General features: G+C 67.8%; 16 protein-coding genes and 2 tRNA genes. 10 read left to right on the forward strand and 8 right to left on the reverse strand.

Features of this window, described 5'->3' with window-relative positions:
- The first annotated feature begins 54 nt into the window (after nucleotides 1–54).
- Nucleotides 55–1,524: an alkaline phosphatase PhoX gene (locus J2X34_RS18130; protein WP_429518802.1), complete on the forward strand. Its 1,470-nt coding sequence runs from the start codon at nucleotides 55–57 to the stop codon at nucleotides 1,522–1,524.
- Nucleotides 1,525–1,724: 200 nt separating this feature from the next.
- Nucleotides 1,725–2,555: a hypothetical protein gene (locus J2X34_RS18135; RefSeq protein ID WP_429518806.1), complete on the forward strand. Its 831-nt coding sequence runs from the start codon at nucleotides 1,725–1,727 to the stop codon at nucleotides 2,553–2,555.
- Nucleotides 2,556–2,818: 263 nt separating this feature from the next.
- On the opposite strand, the gene J2X34_RS18140 is transcribed toward J2X34_RS18135, so the two are convergent.
- From J2X34_RS18140 to J2X34_RS18150, 3 genes are all read right to left on the reverse strand, one after another.
- Nucleotides 2,819–2,891: transfer RNA gene (locus tag J2X34_RS18140), tRNA-Arg, on the reverse strand.
- A gap of 47 nt (nucleotides 2,892–2,938) precedes the next feature.
- Nucleotides 2,939–3,030: transfer RNA gene (locus tag J2X34_RS18145), tRNA-Ser, on the reverse strand.
- Nucleotides 3,031–3,125: 95 nt separating this feature from the next.
- A complete protein-coding gene (locus J2X34_RS18150; RefSeq protein WP_174907577.1) occupies nucleotides 3,126–3,851 on the reverse strand; it encodes a dienelactone hydrolase family protein in 726 nt (241 codons plus the stop codon).
- Nucleotides 3,852–3,912: 61 nt separating this feature from the next.
- On the opposite strand from J2X34_RS18150, the gene hisC reads away from it, so the two are divergent.
- The 3 genes from hisC to J2X34_RS18165 all read left to right on the forward strand — a co-directional run bounded on the left by hisC (nucleotide 3,913) and on the right by J2X34_RS18165 (nucleotide 7,398).
- Nucleotides 3,913–5,001 carry a histidinol-phosphate transaminase gene (gene hisC, locus J2X34_RS18155; protein WP_429518811.1) on the forward strand — a complete coding sequence of 363 codons (1,089 nt, stop codon included), beginning with the start codon at nucleotides 3,913–3,915 and terminating at the stop codon, nucleotides 4,999–5,001.
- A gap of 79 nt (nucleotides 5,002–5,080) precedes the next feature.
- Nucleotides 5,081–6,784 (forward strand): bifunctional metallophosphatase/5'-nucleotidase, encoded by a 1,704-nt coding sequence (locus tag J2X34_RS18160; RefSeq protein WP_429518815.1) that lies wholly within the window; start codon nucleotides 5,081–5,083, stop codon nucleotides 6,782–6,784.
- A complete protein-coding gene (locus J2X34_RS18165) occupies nucleotides 6,784–7,398 on the forward strand; it encodes a hypothetical protein (RefSeq protein ID WP_429518819.1) in 615 nt (204 codons plus the stop codon). The genes J2X34_RS18160 and J2X34_RS18165 overlap by 1 nt, the downstream gene beginning before the upstream one ends.
- A 131-nt stretch (nucleotides 7,399–7,529) precedes the next feature.
- Here J2X34_RS18165 and J2X34_RS18170 read toward each other — a convergent pair whose 3' ends face one another.
- Nucleotides 7,530–8,531 carry an alpha/beta hydrolase gene (locus tag J2X34_RS18170; protein ID WP_429518823.1) on the reverse strand — a complete coding sequence of 334 codons (1,002 nt, stop codon included), beginning with the start codon at nucleotides 8,529–8,531 and terminating at the stop codon, nucleotides 7,530–7,532.
- 378 nt (nucleotides 8,532–8,909) lie between these two features.
- Nucleotides 8,910–10,277: a phenylacetate--CoA ligase family protein gene (locus tag J2X34_RS18175; protein ID WP_429518827.1), complete on the reverse strand. Its 1,368-nt coding sequence runs from the start codon at nucleotides 10,275–10,277 to the stop codon at nucleotides 8,910–8,912.
- Nucleotides 10,278–10,479: 202 nt separating this feature from the next.
- On the opposite strand from J2X34_RS18175, the gene J2X34_RS18180 reads away from it, so the two are divergent.
- On the forward strand, nucleotides 10,480–11,391 hold the full coding sequence (locus J2X34_RS18180) for a tyrosine-protein phosphatase (RefSeq protein ID WP_429518831.1): 912 nt from the start codon (nucleotides 10,480–10,482) through the stop codon (nucleotides 11,389–11,391).
- A gap of 94 nt (nucleotides 11,392–11,485) precedes the next feature.
- Here the strand turns inward: J2X34_RS18180 and J2X34_RS18185 are convergent, their stop codons facing one another.
- Both J2X34_RS18185 and J2X34_RS18190 read right to left on the reverse strand, forming a co-directional pair.
- Nucleotides 11,486–11,737 (reverse strand): hotdog fold thioesterase, encoded by a 252-nt coding sequence (locus J2X34_RS18185; protein ID WP_429518835.1) that lies wholly within the window; start codon nucleotides 11,735–11,737, stop codon nucleotides 11,486–11,488.
- A 41-nt stretch (nucleotides 11,738–11,778) separates the two neighbouring features.
- Nucleotides 11,779–12,630, reverse strand: coding sequence for a GAF domain-containing protein (locus J2X34_RS18190; RefSeq protein ID WP_429518840.1), 852 nt, complete (start codon nucleotides 12,628–12,630; stop codon nucleotides 11,779–11,781).
- Nucleotides 12,631–12,767: 137 nt separating this feature from the next.
- On the opposite strand from J2X34_RS18190, the gene J2X34_RS18195 reads away from it, so the two are divergent.
- Nucleotides 12,768–13,115 carry a response regulator transcription factor gene (locus tag J2X34_RS18195; protein ID WP_429518844.1) on the forward strand — a complete coding sequence of 116 codons (348 nt, stop codon included), beginning with the start codon at nucleotides 12,768–12,770 and terminating at the stop codon, nucleotides 13,113–13,115.
- Here the strand turns inward: J2X34_RS18195 and J2X34_RS18200 are convergent.
- The gene (locus J2X34_RS18200; protein ID WP_429518848.1) at nucleotides 13,104–13,688 is read right to left on the reverse strand and encodes a TetR/AcrR family transcriptional regulator; all 585 of its coding nucleotides are present in this window, start codon (nucleotides 13,686–13,688) and stop codon (nucleotides 13,104–13,106) included. The two genes, J2X34_RS18195 and J2X34_RS18200, sit on opposite strands and share 12 nt — an antisense overlap.
- Nucleotides 13,689–14,002: 314 nt before the next feature.
- On the opposite strand from J2X34_RS18200, the gene J2X34_RS18205 reads away from it, so the two are divergent.
- The 3 genes from J2X34_RS18205 to meaB are packed head-to-tail and all read left to right on the forward strand — an operon-like array spanning nucleotide 14,003 to nucleotide 16,976.
- The gene (locus J2X34_RS18205) at nucleotides 14,003–14,431 is read left to right on the forward strand and encodes a cobalamin B12-binding domain-containing protein (protein ID WP_429518852.1); all 429 of its coding nucleotides are present in this window, start codon (nucleotides 14,003–14,005) and stop codon (nucleotides 14,429–14,431) included.
- On the forward strand, nucleotides 14,428–16,089 hold the full coding sequence (locus J2X34_RS18210) for an acyl-CoA mutase large subunit family protein (RefSeq protein ID WP_429518855.1): 1,662 nt from the start codon (nucleotides 14,428–14,430) through the stop codon (nucleotides 16,087–16,089). The genes J2X34_RS18205 and J2X34_RS18210 overlap by 4 nt, the downstream gene beginning before the upstream one ends.
- Nucleotides 16,086–16,976, forward strand: a complete 891-nt coding sequence (gene meaB, locus J2X34_RS18215) for a methylmalonyl Co-A mutase-associated GTPase MeaB (protein WP_429518859.1) — start codon at nucleotides 16,086–16,088, stop codon at nucleotides 16,974–16,976. Before J2X34_RS18210 ends, meaB begins: the two co-directional genes overlap by 4 nt.
- The last annotated feature ends 108 nt before the right edge of the window (nucleotides 16,977–17,084 follow it).

Here is a 17,084-nt window from a genome sequence, read left to right on the forward strand (position 1 = left end):
TTGCCGACCTACCGTCCTCGCGTCGTTGACTATCCAATGGGAGGTACCCGCACAGTGACCACCTCACCGCTCAATCGCCGCACGTTCCTCGAACGCACCGCCCTGGCCGGAATCGGGGTGACGCTCGCGGGCAGTGTCGGCACCCTGTTCCGGCCCGCTCTCGCGGGCGCCGCGCCCGCCGGCGTGATCGGCTACGGCCCGCTCGTCCCCGACCCCAACGGGATTCTCGCCCTGCCCGAGGGGTTCTCGTACACGATCGTCTCCCGCTCGGGCGAGACGCTGCTCGACGGTGGCGTCCCGTTCCCCAGCGATCCCGATGCGAACGGTGTGTTCGCGAACGGCACCGGCACCACGATCGTCACCAACCACGAGGTCGGCAGCAACGAACCGTACGGTGTCCCGGCCGTCGACGGGCTCACCTACGACCCGGGTGCCCGCGGTGGCACCACCACCACCGCGATCGACCGCAGCGGTGCACGCCAGGGCCAGTACGTCAGCGTCGCGGGCACGGTGAACAACTGTGCCGGCGGCATCACCCCGTGGGGCACCTGGCTCACGTGCGAGGAGACCGAGGCGCGCGCCGGATCGAACGGCTTCACCCTCGCCCACGGCTACGTCTTCGAGGTCGATCCCGCCAGCCAGGCCGCGAACATCGGCAAGAGCCCGATTCCGCTGAAGTTCCTCGGCCGGTACGCACACGAGGCCGTCGCCGTCGACCCGTCGTCGAGCGCCGTCTACCTCACCGAGGACGCAGGCGGGCCCAACGGCCTGTTCTACCGGTGGACCCCGCCGCAGGGATTCGTCGGTGGCCCTGGTGCGTTCCACGCTCTCGCGCAGTCGCCGGGCGGGGACACCGCCGGCGCCCTGCAGGCGATGAAGTGCTTCCTCGACGGCACCCACGTGCCCGATCTCTCCCAGGCCACAACACCGGGCGTCCGGTACACCGTGCAGTGGGTCGACGTCCCCGACCGCGACGCCAAGACCACCTCGGTGCGCAAGCAGTTCACCAACGACCAGGTCACCCGCAGCCGCAAGCTCGAGGGGCAGTGGTGGGGCGACGGCGGCGCCTACTTCGTCGCCAGCTTCGCCCGCACCAGCGACGGCAGCGTCGCCGAGCACGACGGGCAGGTGTGGTTCTACGACCCGGCCACCCAGACCGTCGAGCTGAAGACGCTGTTCGGGGTGAACCCGGACCCCTCCGTCGACACCGGCAACTACGACGGCCCCGACAACATCACGGTGTCCCCACACGGCGGCCTGATCCTCGCCGAGGACGGCGACGGCATCAGCCATCTGATCGGGGTCACCGAGAACGGTGAGCCGTTCTCGGTCGCCCGGAACGAACTGAACGAGAGCGAGTTCTGCGGTCCGGCATTCAGCCACGACGGCCAGACGCTCTACGCCAACATCCAGACCCCGGGGATCACCGTCGCGATCCGGGGCCCCTGGCGAACTTCGACGGGCTCGTCCGTCGGCTCGGCCGACTTCTCCTTCGGCTCGTCGAGCCTGCCGTTCGGCTCGTAGACCGAAGCCCTTGCAGTAGCAGGGGAACGAAGTATCAGCGGCCCGCTCCAACGTCCGGAGCGGGCCGCCCACGAGAAGTGCGACTTCCGATTCGTTCTGTGTCGTACTCGAGGAGGCGCTGACAGCCAATCGAGGTGTCATTGACCACGATGGATGCCATCGCCAAAAATCAGTCCGACTGGTCTGATTCAATCCCGGGCATGAAACGGACAATCGCCGCAATCGCTCTATCTGCTGCCGCGCTGGTGCTCGGAGGGTGCTCCAGCTCGGATCCTGGAACATCGGACTCGACCCCGACCGCGGAGCTCGGCGCCACGCAAACCGTGAAGGGCGACGGCTGGGAAGCCGAGGTCACCGTCGCGGATCTCGTCACGCGCGAGATGGACTACTACGGCGAGATCAAGCCGGAGCGGCAATACCGGGCGCTAGTCGCGGTCCGGTCCGTCAGCGGCGCGACTCCCCTCGCGTCGAATGCGTTTGAGGCCATCGCCGCAGACGGGGCGAGCCTCACGCTGTCAATCGGCGGCGAGTCGGACGACATTCAGGCAGGTGACATCCCCGCCGGCCAGCAGCGCGCGGGAATGGTGACATGGACCGGCAAGCCGGACATCCAGGTCTCGAAGATCTCGTACTTACGAGAGGGCGCCTTCCCTGCTGCAACGTGGACCGTGCCCGGTGCGCCTGAGTCGGCGCCGCCGTCACGGATGCCGAACCATGACGAGGTCGTCGCGACTCAGTCCGCTGCTCCGGCACCAGCTACCTCCGCTTCCGCGCCAGCGGTCGAAACACCCGTTGTGACGCAGGCACCGGCCGTGACGACTGCCCCGCAGGTGACGCCGACCTACGAGGCCCCCGCCGCCGTGGAGCCGCAGGCGCCGATCGGATTCACGGGTGCACCGAATGGGGCACCCGTTCCCCTGACGGGCAAGACGGTGGACTACTGCATGGATCAGTCGATGTATCAGCGCGGCACCACGCAGTTCACCGACGGAACAACCGGATGGACCGAGCAGTGCGCCTACGGCGGCTGAACTTGCCGCGCAGCTGACGTGAATCGCACCCCACAGTTCCAAGTGGGTATACCCGAACGCCCCGAGCGCCCTCGGGGCGTTCGTCGCCACTCGGTCCCCGGCAGGGAGAACGATCGAGGTGCGGAATGCGCAAGGACGTGGCAGTCGCGCTCGAACCAGGATTCGGGCCGTGCGCAGCAACTCGCACCTGAACGTGCCGTCCTGACCGCCTGATGCAAAACGAGAAATCCCCCACCAGCGATGCTGGTGGGGGATTTCTGATGTGCGCCCGAAGGGATTCGAACCCCTAACCTTCTGATCCGTAGTCAGATGCTCTATCCGTTGAGCTACGGGCGCATGTCCAAACAGTGTTCATTTGTTACTGGCCCAACGAAGCACCAGTGTGGCGGAGGCGAGAGGATTTGAACCTCCGGTCCCCTTTAAGGGGGACAACTCATTAGCAGTGAGTCCCATTCGGCCGCTCTGGCACGCCTCCTTGGGGGCCGGCCCTTTCGAACCGCCGGGCGAAACATTACACAGAGATCCCCGGCAAACGCAAAACGGCAGGTCAGGCGCGCATTGCCCATGGGATCACCGTAGGTTCCCGTCGAACCAGTCGAAGATCCGGCGCTGGGCGTCGAGCATCGCCACGACGAGCGGGTCCTCGTCCCCGGCGGCCGCCTCGGTGACCGGTGGCTCGTCGGCCCGGTGCGCGAGACCGCTGTAGCTGACGATGTTGGTGGCGACGTCGGCCCGCGCGACCGCGTCTCGTAGCCGCTCGACGTGGTCGCGCGGGGTCATCGGATCGTCCTCGCCGTACAGGCCCAGCCACGGCGCCTTGAGCGACGGCCCGGCCTCGACGAGGGTGGGGGTGTCGGCGTTGAGGGGTTCGACGATGCCGTGGGCGGAGACGCTCACGGCGGCCGCGACCGGCCGGTTGGTGGCGACGATCATCGCGGCGGTGCCGGCGTCGTCGAATCCGAGCACCCCGACGCAGTCGGTGTAGATGCCGCGGTCGACGAGCCAGTCGAAGGTGGCATCGAAGTCGTCGAAGAGGTTCTGGCCGAACACCTCGGTGTCGCTGTGCGCGGCTTCGCGATGGAACAGGTGCGGGGCCACCACCAGCCAGCCCTCCGCGGCGAGGGCGCGCATCAGGTCGATCAGCGCGGGGGTGAACTGGCGGGACTCGTGGAGCACCACGATGCCGCCGCGCGCATGGCGATCGGGCTGGACGGCGGTGAGCGGTACCCGCGGCGCCTCCACGACGGCGTCGTCGTCGGCGCGCAGGGGGGCGCTGTCCCGGAAGATTCCCGGCATGATTCAACCTTGGCACGACCACGTCGACAGTGCACGTGATCGCAGGGCGCATAATCGCATCGTGACCCCCGTGACGACCCGCGCCGATCTTGATTCCATCCCCACCTACGTGCCGGGCCGCAGTTATCCCGGGGCGATCAAGCTGGCGAGCAACGAGACGACGCAGGGCCCGCTGCCCGGCGTCGCGCAGGCCATCGCCGACACCGCCGCCACCGCCAACCGGTACCCGGACAACACATCCGCGGCGCTGATCCGCGCGCTGTCCGAGTCGCTCGGTGTTCCGACCGAGAACATCGCTACCGGATGCGGCTCGGTGGCGCTGTGCCAGGAGTTGGTGCAGGCCACGTGCAGCGTGGGTGACGAGGTCGTCTACGCGTGGCGCTCGTTCGAGGCCTACCCGGTCGTCACGAAGGTCGCCGGCGCGACGCCGGTCCCGGTGCCCCTCACCGCCGCGCACGGCCACGACCTGGACGCGATGCTGGCCGCGGTCACCGACCGCACCCGCCTGATCTTCGTGTGCAACCCCAACAACCCCACCGGCTCCGCGCTGGGCCGCGAGGAGCTCGAGCGGTTCCTCGACGCCGTCCCGGCGAACATCGTCGTCGCGCTGGACGAGGCCTACTTCGAGTACAACCGCTCCGGCGTCGACGGCGTCGAGCTGGCCCGCACCCGCCGCAACGTCGTCGTGCTGCGCACGTTCTCCAAGGCGTACGGGCTGGCGGGCATCCGCGTCGGCTACGCGGTCGCCGATCCGGCGATCGTCACCGCACTGGCCAAGGTGCACATCACGTTCAGCGTCAACGCGGTGGCGCAGGCCGCGGCGATCGCGTGCCTCGACGCGCAGGACGAGCTGCTGCACCGCACCCACGCCGTGGTCGCCGAGCGCGAGCGGATGCGCGACGCGCTCCTCGCCGCGGGCTACGACGTCCCGGTGACGGAGGCCAACTTCGTGTGGCTGCCGCTGCTGGACCGCTCCGCCGCGTACGGCGAGGCCAGCGCCGAAGCCGGCGTGCTGATCCGCCCCTACGGTGTGGACGGCGTGCGGATCACGATCGGCGACCCGCACGAGAACGATGCGTTCCTCGCGTTCGCGACATCCGGTGCGGCACTGGAGCTCGCCGGCCTCACGGCGGGCTCCCCCACGACGTAATCCAACCGTTACCGGTCGGCAGTTTCACCGCCGCCGAATCGTTGGCAGACTCTGGGCGGTGTGTCGACCAGGGAGCGGTTTGTCCGGACGCCGGACGCGGGGTCGCGTGTCGGTTCTCGCCGCGGCGCTCGGGGCGTCGCTGACCGTCGGCACGCATGCCGTCGACGCCCGCCCGCCGGACGTCGACACCGTTCCGGTGCGACTGCTCGCGATCAACGACCTGCACGGCAGCCTGCAGCCCCCCAAGGGTGCGCGCGCCCAGATCTCGCGGCCCGACGGTCCCGCGACCGACGCCGGTGGCGCCGCCTACCTCGCCGCGTATGTCGACCAGTTGCGCGGGCAGGCCCCCCACTCGCTGCTCTACTCGGTCGGCGACAGCTGGGGGTCGTCACCGATCGAGTCGGCGTTGTTTCACGACGAACCGACCGTGGACCTGTTGAACGAGATGGGCGTCGACGCGGCATCGATCGGAACCCACGAGCTCGACGAGGGATTCGGGGAGCTGCGCCGCCTGCAGGACGGCGGCTGCCACCCGGTCGACGGCTGCCAGTTCGAAGCGGACTTCACCGGCGCGCAGTTCCCGCTGCTCGCCGCGAACATGACCTTCTCCGACGGCACCCCCGCCACGCTCCCCTACTCGGTGAACTACGTCGACGGCGTGCCCGTCGGCGTCATCGGCGTGATGCCGTCCGACGCACCGTCGAAGGTCAGCGTCGACGGCGTCGCGGGTCTCCAGTTCGGCGACGAGATCGACGCCATCGACCGCACGGCCGACTCCCTCGACTTCCTCGGGGTGCACGCGATCGTCGTCCTCCTGCACCGCGGCGACGAGCAGGCCACCGGCGGCCCCAACGCGTGCGACGTCGGCGACAGCCCGGCCCGCGACATCGCGACCCGGGCGACCCCGAAGGTGGACGCGATCTTCACCGCCGACAGCCACACCCAGTACAACTGCACGGTCGACGACCCGGCGGGCAACCCGCGGCCGATGATGCAGGCCGCCTCGCACGGACGGATCGTGTCGGTGGTCGACATGAGTCTCGACCGCGCGACCGGTGAGGTGGATCGCGAACAGACGCAGGCCTTCAACCAGATCGTCACGCACGACATCACGCCCGACCCTCGGGTCGCCGAACTCGTCGACCGGGCGAGTACACAGTCCGGCGAGGTGGCCCAGCGGCCGGTCGGCGCCGTCACCGCGGACATCACCCGCGAACCCGGCACGGGCGGCGAGAGCCCGTTGGGCGACCTGATCGCCGACGCCCAACTCGAGGCGGCGCGCGGGCGTGGGGCACAGATCGCCCTCACCAATCCCGGCGGCGTCCGGGCCGACCTGCTCGCCGGCGACGACGACACCGTCACCTTCGGTGACGCCTACCAGGTCCAGCCGTTCGCGAACTCACTCCAGGTCCGAACCCTCACCGGAGCGCAGCTGAAAGAGGTTCTCGAGCAACAGTTCCAGCCTCGCGACGACGGCTCCGTGCTGGAACTGATCCTGGCACCGTCGGCCACACTGACCTACCGAATCGACCGCAGATCGCCGATCGGTTCGCGCATCGCCGACATCCGCCTCGACGGCGGACCCGTCGATCCGGACGGCCTCTACCGGGTGGCGGTCAACAAGTTCCTCGCCGACGGCGGCGACGGCTTCACCGCCCTGCGCGACGGCACCGAACCCGCCTCCGCCGGAACCGATCTCGATGCGCTCACCGCCTACCTTGAGAGCCACTCCCCCGTCGCGCCACCGGCCCCGGGTCGGATCGCGGTCGCGGCACCGAACTGATGACCACTACGAGACCCCTCGGGGCCGTCGGTGCGGCAATGTGCGCCCTCGTCGTGGCCGCGTGTTCGCAACCGCCCCCGGCCACCGACGGCCCCGAGAAGGACGCCGGGCAGGCCGTCTTCCGGGTCAAGCAGGGACCGATTCCGCGGGACCTCCCCGAGATTCCGAGCGCGCCTGCCGGCACGCCGATCGGTGCCGCAATCACGTTGGAGGGCATGTGGTCCGGCACCGCCCGCACCGATGACGCGTCGGCCGTGACGTGCCGGTACGACTCGACCGACGGGCATCGGGAATACAGTGTCGTGTCCCACGCCGCTCGCGACCACCACGGCAGCGACAACTACCCCCGAGCCGACTACTACGGTGCATCGTTCACCATTCCCGGCGACACCGACGCGGACGACAACGGTGAATCCGGCGTCGGGGCCGTGATCTTCTTCGCCGACGAAGCCGGCAACTACGTCCAGTCGGCACCCCCGGACGCCGACAGCATCGCGGTGCGAACCAGTGCCGACAACCGGGTACTCACCTTCTCGATGATCAATGTGCCTGCCGACAAACGCGATTCGGGACGACCGACCACCGCCGTCGGCACCATCAGCTGCCCGAACTGAGCCCGATCACACCGAGGGCGCGTGGGCGGCCGACCGATCACCACCACAGAGATTCACCGTCCGACCCGGCACCGATCGAAGGCGGGTATCAGGCCCGGTGGGCGAGTTCGGCAGTCAGCACCCGGATCCCGCTAGATCTCCAACGAGCGGGCCAGCGTCGGCCACGCTTCCCGCAGGTCGTCCTGCCAGTACGGCCAGGAGTGAGTTCCGTACGGGCGGTACAGGAATGTGGCCGGGATGCCGAGTTGCGCCAGCCTGCCGTCGAACAGCTGGGTACACGAGTGCGACGCCGCTTCGAGCGGCCCGCCGACGACCACCTTCTCGAGCGCATCGGGTGCGCCGAGCTCGTACGGGCCCGCCAGCCCGTTGCCGGTGGAGACGAAGATGTCCTTGCCCCGCAACTGTTCCGCGTTCACGGATGGATCGTGTGCGGGCCACGCCGGGTCGCCCGGCGTCCCCCACATGTTGTCGGCGTCGCCGCCCTTCGACGCGACGGTGCCGCGCACCGCGGCCTGCGATTCGACGCGGCCGGTGTCCATGCAACCGCTGAGCGCGGCGACGCCGCGGTAGAGGTCGGGATTGCGGGCGACGAGTGTCATCGCGCCCTGTGCACCCATCGACAGGCCGGCGATCGCGTTGACGCCGTTGCCCCGGAACCGCCCGTCGACGATCGGCGGCAGCTCGCGAGTCAGGAATGTCTCCCAACGGTTTTCACCGAGAACGGGATCGATTCGCTCCCAGTCGGTGTAGTAGCCGGCCGTGCCACCGACGGGCAGGACGACGTTGACGTTCTTGTCCGCGAAGAACTCGACGGCATCGGTCTTCTGCGTCCAGGTGCTCTCCTGGTAGTCCGACTCGGATCCGGCACTGACACCGTCGAGCAGATACAGCGACGGCCGTGCGGCCGCGCCCTTCGGATGCAGGATCTGCACCTGCACCACCTTGTTCATCGCCGGCGAGAACACGAACAGTGCCGTGCGCCGATCCGTCAACTCCACCACGTGGTCGACGTGCGCCGCCGCGGCAACCGCCGGTGGCATCTGCTCGATCGGCACGGCATTCGCCGCGAATGCCGGACTGAACATCGACAGCGCGACCGTCAGGCCCACCGTCGTCATGGCTAATCGCCCCATCACTACTCCGCCCACCCCCTGGGTATCAGTTGACACTCCACGGTACGGAGCGATCCGGTTCGCTGCCGGGTTCTCGACGACATCCGCCGCCGCTGATGTGCCGCCGGGCCGCAGGTGAGGGGGAAATGTGAGCACTCCGTTACAAGTGGACGCGGCCGGATCACGTCGCTGCCGGACGCGGACAATCCACATCACACCCGCGGTTCCGGAATGCCCCGCTACCGGTCGGCGTTGTGGACTTCGGATCGGTGCGCTCCGTGTCCCCCGGGCTCAACCCTTTGCCCTCGCGGAGTTCCGTCCGGCTGGAGCCGCGTTGCGCCTTTCGCCGTGAGGCGACCGAGCGCACCGATCCGCTTCTCGTTTCGACAGGGACGCCGATCAGGCCGTGGCAGCCACCCGCAGCGTCGGCCGGCGGTCGACGACCCTCTTGGCCTTCGAGACGGCTCGCTCGAGGGTGTCCGGATCCAGAATCTCCACCGTGAAGTTGATGTTCGTATCGTTCTTGAGCCGCGCACGTACGGCAGCCGCGAGGTCAACCTTGAAGGCCTGCACGTCTTCCGGCTCGAGCGTCGGGTCGTACTCGACCTGCACGGTGGCCGAATCCATGGTCGTCTCGCGGTCGGCAATGATCACGAATTCCACGCCGGTGCCCGGCACGGACAGCAACGACCTCTGGACCTGGCTCGGATACACGTTGGCTCCGCGGATGATCAACATGTCGTCGAGCCGCCCGTACACTCCGAGCGGCAGCCGCGGGTAGGTGCGGCCGCACGGACAGGGCTCGTGGGTCATATGCGACTCGTCACGCGAGGCGAAGCGGATCATCGGCTGCGACTCCCGCCTCAGGTGCGTGTAGACGATGCCGCCGCTGACACCGTCCTCGACGGCCCGGTTGGGATCCTCCTTGTCGACGACCTCGGTCCAGACCTGATCCTGCAGGACGTGCACACCGCGCCCGTGTTCGCACTCCGCATTGGTCGCGAACGGAGTCATCTCCGACGTCGTCGCCAAGTCACGCACGGTCATGCCCCAGCCCCGCTCGAGCATCTCGCGGGTCCCCGGAATGGCGGCGCCGGGCTCACCGATGAAGATCCCTAGGCGAAGCGGGGACGCCGCCGTGTCATAGCCGAGCGACCGAGCTCGCTCCAACATGTGCAGCGCGTAGGTCGGCGTACTGATCAGCACGGTTGTACCGACCCGGTACATCAACTCGAGCTGGCGCTCCGTCTCACCCGCGCCGATCGGGAACGCAGTGGCGCCGATACGCTCGCAGCCCTGGAGCGAGCCCCAGCCGCCGATGAACATGCCGAACACGGTAGCCAGCTGGACCCTGTCGGTGGAACGCACACCCGCGGTGAAGAAACCCTGGGCCATAACGTCGGTCACGTGCTCCCAGTCGGCATGCGAGATTCCGTACAACGTGGGAGCGCCCGTCGTGCCCGAGGAACCGTGCACACGCGCGATCTCGGATTCCGGCACACCGAGGTAGCTGCCGAACGGGGGGTGAGCGGCCTGATCGTCGCGCAGCATTTGCTTGGTGATGACGGGAACCAGTCGTGTGAAGTCATCGAGGCTTCGAACCTGATCGGGGTGAAAGCCGTGAGCGTCGTAGTGCCGCTGATAGAAGGGTAGTTCGGCGTAGGCACGGTGCAGTTGCCGCTGCAGCAGTGCCAGGATCTCCAACTCGCGCTCTGCGCGCGGACGGGTCTCCATCTGCTCGTTCCAGTAGACACGCTCGGGAGCCATTGACGACCACCTTCCTCTTCGCTGGTACCACATCATCGACTCCACGCACGGAACACGGCTACCCCCGAAATGGCCACGCGCTCGTCGCCAACCCCGCGAACCACACCGACAGGCCACCAACCGTTCACCGGGCGGCCACGGTTCCGCCAGTTCCTTCGATCAGGATTCGGTCGTTCTGTTGCGAGTGTTCGAAGGAGAAGCGTTGAATTCCCGTCTCAAAGTTGTCGGTGTCGCTGCGGCATTGACCGTTGTCCTCTCCGGATGCAGCCAGTCGACGACGGACGACACCGCAACTGCCCCGACCGTCTCGTCGACGGCGTCCTCGCTGTCGTCGAGTCCTACCGGAACGGTGCAGACTCCACGGCTCATGTCCGTCAACAACTTCCGCGACCTGGCGGGACCGAACGGCGGCTACACCACATCCGACGGACGTCGTGTTCGCGAGGGCGTTCTCTACCGCTCCAACGCGCTGACCACCAGCGACGTGGATGCCGCAACGTTGGACGCCCTCGGCGTGAAGGCGGTCTACGACCTTCGAACCACCGCGGAAATCGACAAGGGCCCGGATCGCGTTCCGGCAGGGGCGCGCTACACGCACGTCAACATCCTCGGCGACGCCGCGAGCGGCGCCGTCACGTCGTCGGTGGATCTCTCCACTCCGGAAGGCGCTGCGGCAGTGCTCACCAATGCCAACCGCCAGTTCGTGGCAGATCCGGCGATGCGCGCACAGTTTGCGACCCTGCTGACCGACATCGCTACAACGGACGGGCCGCAGATCTTTCACTGCACCGCGGGCAAGGATCGGGCCGGCTGGACGAGCGCGGTTCTACTGAAGATCGCCGGTGTCGACGACACGACGGTGATGAGCAATTACCTACTCACCAAAGAGTATTCGAAGGATTCGATCGAGGCGAGTGCCGCCAAGGTCACGGCCGCGAAGGGCGGGCAGGCAGGCGCGGCCATGAAGGTTCTCATGGGAGTCTCTCCCGAATTCCTCCAGGCCGGCTTCGACGAGATCAGCACCAGCTTCGGCACCTTCGACAACTATCTGACCAACGGACTGGGACTGTCGACCGACACCATCACCGCGTTGAAGACCAAGCTCACCGTCTGACAGCTCGGGGCCGGCTCTCTCCCAGTCGAACGAGGGAGCGGGGCCCGCGCGCGGACAGTCGCGCAGTCAGTCCCGGGCCACGGGCAACGCCCGACTATGACCCCGGAACAGTGCCACGACCGTCCACGAACACGATGTCAGCCTTGGCCGCCACTGTCACCGTGCCACGACTGTTGCAGGCACAGGAGAAGACGGTATCGGCAAACAGGAAGACCTGACCGCCGTGGCACGTTCCGTGTCCGTTGAGCATGTCTTCGGTGACGGTCATTGTTCCTGCGGCGGCGCCTTCCGCGAACTCGGTGACCGTGATGCCGTGCCGGCGGGATGCCCTGTCGGCCTCGAACATCGCAGCAGCCTGGCGCAGACCGGTCGGCGACGGAGGCGCGCTCACGAGAGGAGTCCCGCGACGCGAGCCGCGGACACCGCAGCGTACCGGTTGTGGACACCGAACACCCGGCGCAGCAAGCGCATTCGACGTCTCACCGTGTGAAATTCGATCCCGAGATTCTCGGCGATGTCGCGGTCGGTACACCCCACCGCGGCAAGCTCGAGCACCCTCAGATCCTCCGCCCCGACGGCCGGCGACTCGCCCGGGTCCGACTGCCCGCGTAGGGCTCCCAGCAGTTCCAGACACGTGGTCCGCACCTTCGCGTGTACCGGGCGTTCGGGCATCCCCGCGAGATCGGCCACCATCTCCTCCACGACAGCGCACCAGTGTGCGCGGCTCGACGCCGTATCGTTGTCGCAGGCGCTCGCCCCGTTGCCCGCTCGGGTCGGTGCCACGGCGGAGGGGGAGGTCTCCAGATCGCGGGACAGTTGGCGCCCCACTGTCACAAGGTCGTCGACGGCGCGGTCGCCGATGCTCATGGGCGCGCGCACGCCGCCGTAGAGGACCGCGCTCACCTGCCCGTGGACATGTGTGGGTATTGCGACCAACGCCCGCAGCCCCTCCCTCGCCACTGCACTGTCGTACTCGTGGGTGATGGCGCGTGCACAGGAGTAGTCCTGCACGGACACCGGCCGACCCAACGTCGTGGCTCTCCCACCCAGCCCCACACCAGGTGGAAGCGACAGCCCGCGGAGCGCCTCACAGCGGTTGCCGCGGAGGTTGCTGATCCGGAGCGTTCCGGAACGGACGCGTCCCGCGAAGACCACGTCGAATCCCGAGCGGCGCTGCGCCAGCGCAAGGGTGCGGTCCAGAGCACTGCTGGCGTCGAAACCTGCGGCGACCGGCGTCATCGAACACCTCAATTCGTCAGAAGGGTTGAAAGAGGCGAGCACTCGCTCGCATACTAACGACAGCACAGCCGACGAACAATAGGGCCGAACGGGGCAGATCCTCGCCAGGCGCCCACCGGGGACGGGAAGGGGTGAAGATGGGCGATCCACCGCTCACCGTCAGCGACACCGAGGCAATCCGCCGCGCGTTCGCCGAGCTGAGGGCACTGGCCGCGGGCGCGAAACTCGGCAGCGACAGGCAGACCCTGCGGGAGTTCTGCGGGCGCCTCGCCCCCACCGGACGACACGACGGCATGCTGTCCGAACGCGAGGTCGACGTACTCGCCCACGTCGCGACCGGCCTCCACAACGGACAGATCGCCGCCACCCTGAACCTGTCTCCCCAGACAGTCAAGAGCTATCTGCGTTCGATCCTGACCAAACTGGGCGCGCACAGCCGACAGGAGGCCGTCGACGCCGCCCGCCGGGCCGGGCTACTCCCCTGACTCGGGGCCGCCGCTCACCGCGGCGCCCTGCGGCCTCGTTTCGAGCCGAGCCATGATCAACTCCACGTGCTCGGCGACGAGGACGTCGGACTCCACGCCTTTCACCGCCCACCCCTTGAGCGCCGGCAGGTGCCCCAACAGGACGATGTCCTGCGCGATAAGTTGCACGTGGACGTCGCCGAACAGGCCGCGCCGGACGCCCGCACCGATCAGGTCCGCGAACAGGCCGGTGATGCCGAGTTCCCTCTCCTTGTATCGACGGTGCGCATCCTCGGGCAGGTGCCGATACTCCCGATACATCAACAGGATCTGCTCCTGATTCCGGACACATTCGCGGAAATACACCTCGATCATGAGGCGCAGCTTCTCCGGCAGATCGCGCTCACTGCCGGTCGCGATCTCCGCCAGGGTCTCCCGCAGGCCTCCGTAGATGGTCTCGCAGGCCATCACCAGCAGGTCGGACTTCGTCTGGATGTAGCGATACAGGCCGCCGACACTCAATCCGAGATCCTCGGCGAGCTCGTTCACCGAGACACTGTCGAACCCGCGCTCGATGATGTGCCGGGTCGCCACAGCCTGGAGCTGACTCCGCCGCTCCTCGCGACTCACCCTCATCGGCTCGACCCGGTCGCGTCCGCCGAGCGAAACGAACTGGGCAACTGTTCGCGAGCATGCAAGGGAGTCATCGATTCCTCGTCAGGTCGGGCGCCCCGCGAGCGGGCGGCTCCAGGGCTCCCCAGGGGGCTGCGGGTCAGCATAGCCATCGAGGAGCCGGCACGGGCCCGCAACCTCCCCTGGACGCTTGACGCATTTCCGCGCCGTGCGCATACTTCGAATGCGAGCGAGCACTCGCTCGCATTCGAGAGCGAGACCCAAGGAGGCATCACATGGGTGCACCCATCCGGATCATGGTCACCAAGATCGGTCTCGACGGCCACGACCGCGGCAGTCGCATCATCGCGGCGTACCTCCGGGACGCCGGACACGAGGTGATCTACACACCGCCGTGGCAGACGATCGACGCTGTCGTCCGGCTCGCGCGCCAGGAGGACGTAGCTGTCATCGGCATCTCTTCCCTCGCCACGGACCACCTGATCATCCCCGACCTGCTCGACAGTCTCAGGGAGGCCGGACTCGGCCACATCGCAATCGTCGTCGGCGGAATCGTTCCCGACAGCGAGCACGCCATGCTCCGCGATGCCGGCGTGGCACAGATCTTCGGGCCCGGATCCGCTCGTGACGAAATCGTCGGAGCCGTAACGAAGCTCGGTGAGGCCGTGCTGGCCGATCAGCTCAGGACGGAGGTGACGGCATGACCATGGTGGAACCCGTCACCGGGAGCGAACGCTGGGCTCCCGAGTATGCCGGTCAGGTCCCCGACGACCGGGTGGTCCGAAATCGGTCGGGCATTCCGATCGACCCGCTCTACACACCCGACGACTGGTCGGGTGACCGGTTCGCTTCGGATCTCGGGTACCCCGGGCAGGCGCCGTACACCCGCGGCATCTACCCGTCCATGTACCGGGGGCGCACGTGGACGCAACGACAGCTCATCGGGTTGGGCACCCCGGAGGACTACAACGCTCGAGTTCGCCAGCTGCTCGACCTCGGCGCCAACGCAATCAGCTTGCTGCCCTGCAATTCCGGGTTCAGAGGCCTCGACTGCGACGAGGTCCCCGCTCCCCTGCTCGGCACCTGCGGGACCGTCATCAACAACGTCGACCACATGGGTACTGCGCTCGACGGGGTTCCGCTCGACTCGATCTCCACGGCCATGAACGACCCCACGCCGTTCACACTGCTCGCCTTCGTGCTGGCCACCGCGAAGCGCCGTGGCGTGCCGTTCGACCGGATCACGGGAACCTCCAACCAATCCGACTACATTTCGCACTTCGTCGCGAACCACATGTTCTACCGGCTGTCCCAGCCGGGATCGCGACGGGTCCTGGTCGATCATGTCGCGTACTGCCGGGAGCGGGTGCCGGGGTGGAACCCGGTGTCGGTCGTGGGCCAGCACATGCAACAGGCAGGGGCCACCCCCGCCGAAACCATGGGCTTCACACTCTCGACCGCGATCCAGTACGCGGAGGACTGCATGGCCCGCGGCCTGCACCCGGACGCCATCCTGCCGCGATTCACGTTCTTCTTCGATGTGTCCATCTCCTTCTTCGAGGAGATCGCGAAGTTCCGTGCGGGCCGCAGGATTTGGGCCCGGATCACCAAGGAACGACTCGGCGCGAAGGATCCGCGCTCGTGGCGGTTCAAGTTCCACGGCCAGACGTCGGGCGTCGATCTCACCGCTCAGCAGCCCCTGAACAACATCGCCCGCGTGACAACACAGGCCATCGCCGGGATCTTCTCGGGACTCCAGTCGATGCACACCGACGCCTACGACGAGGCGATCACCTGCCCCACGGAGGAATCGGCTCGCATCGCCATTGCCACCCAGAACATTCTGCGCGAGGAGGCCCACCTCTGCGACGTGATCGATCCACTCGGCGGCTCCTACTACATCGAACGACTGACCGACCAGATGGAGGCGGAGATACTCCGGGTCATGAAGGTCGTCGAGGACGCCGGCGGGATGTACGAGGCCGTCGGCTCCGGACTGGTTCAGGGCATGATCGGCCGGTCCGCGCTCGCGGCCCAGGAACGTATCGACCTCGGGGAAGACCGGGTCATCGGGGTTAACTGTTACCGCTCGGAGGCGGACGAGGGCACCCAGCCGCCGCCGTATCGCCCCGATCCACACGCCATGGCGGCACATGTCGAAGCCTTCAAGCAGTTCAAGCGGGATCGCAGCGAAACCGACGTCCGGCGGGCCGTCGACGGATTGCGCCACGCGGCTCAGGACGAGGAGGCGAACGTGTTCGAGAAGGTGGTCGACGCCGCGATCAGCGGTGTTACACACGGCGAGATCGTCGGCACGCTCCGCGACGAACTCGGCTTCGGCAACCCACTGATCGTCGCATGACGGACCTGGTGGGAGAGCTCCTGGCCGGGAACGAAGCGAGTCTCGCCCGGGTCCTGACGATTCTGGAGCGGGGCGGGCCCGACGCCGCGAGCCTACGTAGCCGGATACGCCCGCACACGGGGCGGTCGTTGGTAGTCGGACTGACCGGTCCGCCGGGTGCCGGGAAGTCCTCACTGATCGGGGCCATGGTCACCGTGCTGCGGGGGGCCGGAGCCCGTGTGGCCGTACTGGCTGTCGACCCCTCGAGCCCCGTCTCCGGGGGCGCGGTACTGGGCGACCGCACCCGGATGGGGGCGCACACGTGCGACCCCGGGGTCTTCATCCGTTCCATCGCTTCTCGGGGATACGCCGGCGGGTTGGCCCGGGCAGTCCCGGCACTGATCGACGCCGTCGACGCTGCCGGTTGGGACGTCGCGCTTCTCGAGACCGTCGGAAGCGGCCAGTCCGATGTGGAGATCACGGAGTTCTCCGACGTCTCCGTCCTCGTCTCCGTGCCCGGGCTGGGTGACGACCTCCAGGCGATCAAAGCCGGGGTTCTCGAGGTCGCGGATGTCCTGGTCGTCAACAAGGCCGACCTCCCGGGAGCGGGAACCACTGCGCGACAGCTCGAACGCATGCTGCGGCTCAGGCGCACCGACGCTGTTCGGCCTCCCGTGATCAGTACCAGCGCCGTGGACGAGTCGGGTATCGAGGATCTCGTCGAGGCCGTGAGCAAAGCCGCGCGCGACGACGGGCGGATTCGTCGACTTCGCCGGGAGCTCGTCCGCGAGGCGGAGCTGGCATTCGCGCGGAGGCTGCGGGACCAACCACTCGACGAGGCGTGTGCGGCAGTGTTCACCGGGGCCCGGGAGTTCGAGGACGTGGTCGCCGACCTGGCGCGCCGTTGAATCGGGAAGGGCCGCACGGAGGGCGATCGCGTCGACCACCGTGCCGCCCTTCCTCCTCGCGCATCAGCCTTCCGGGTACAGCCCGAGCAGCCGAGCGGGCGTGTCGTG

Source organism: Rhodococcus sp. BE178, from assembly GCF_050433545.1.
Classification (GTDB): domain Bacteria; phylum Actinomycetota; class Actinomycetes; order Mycobacteriales; family Mycobacteriaceae; genus Prescottella.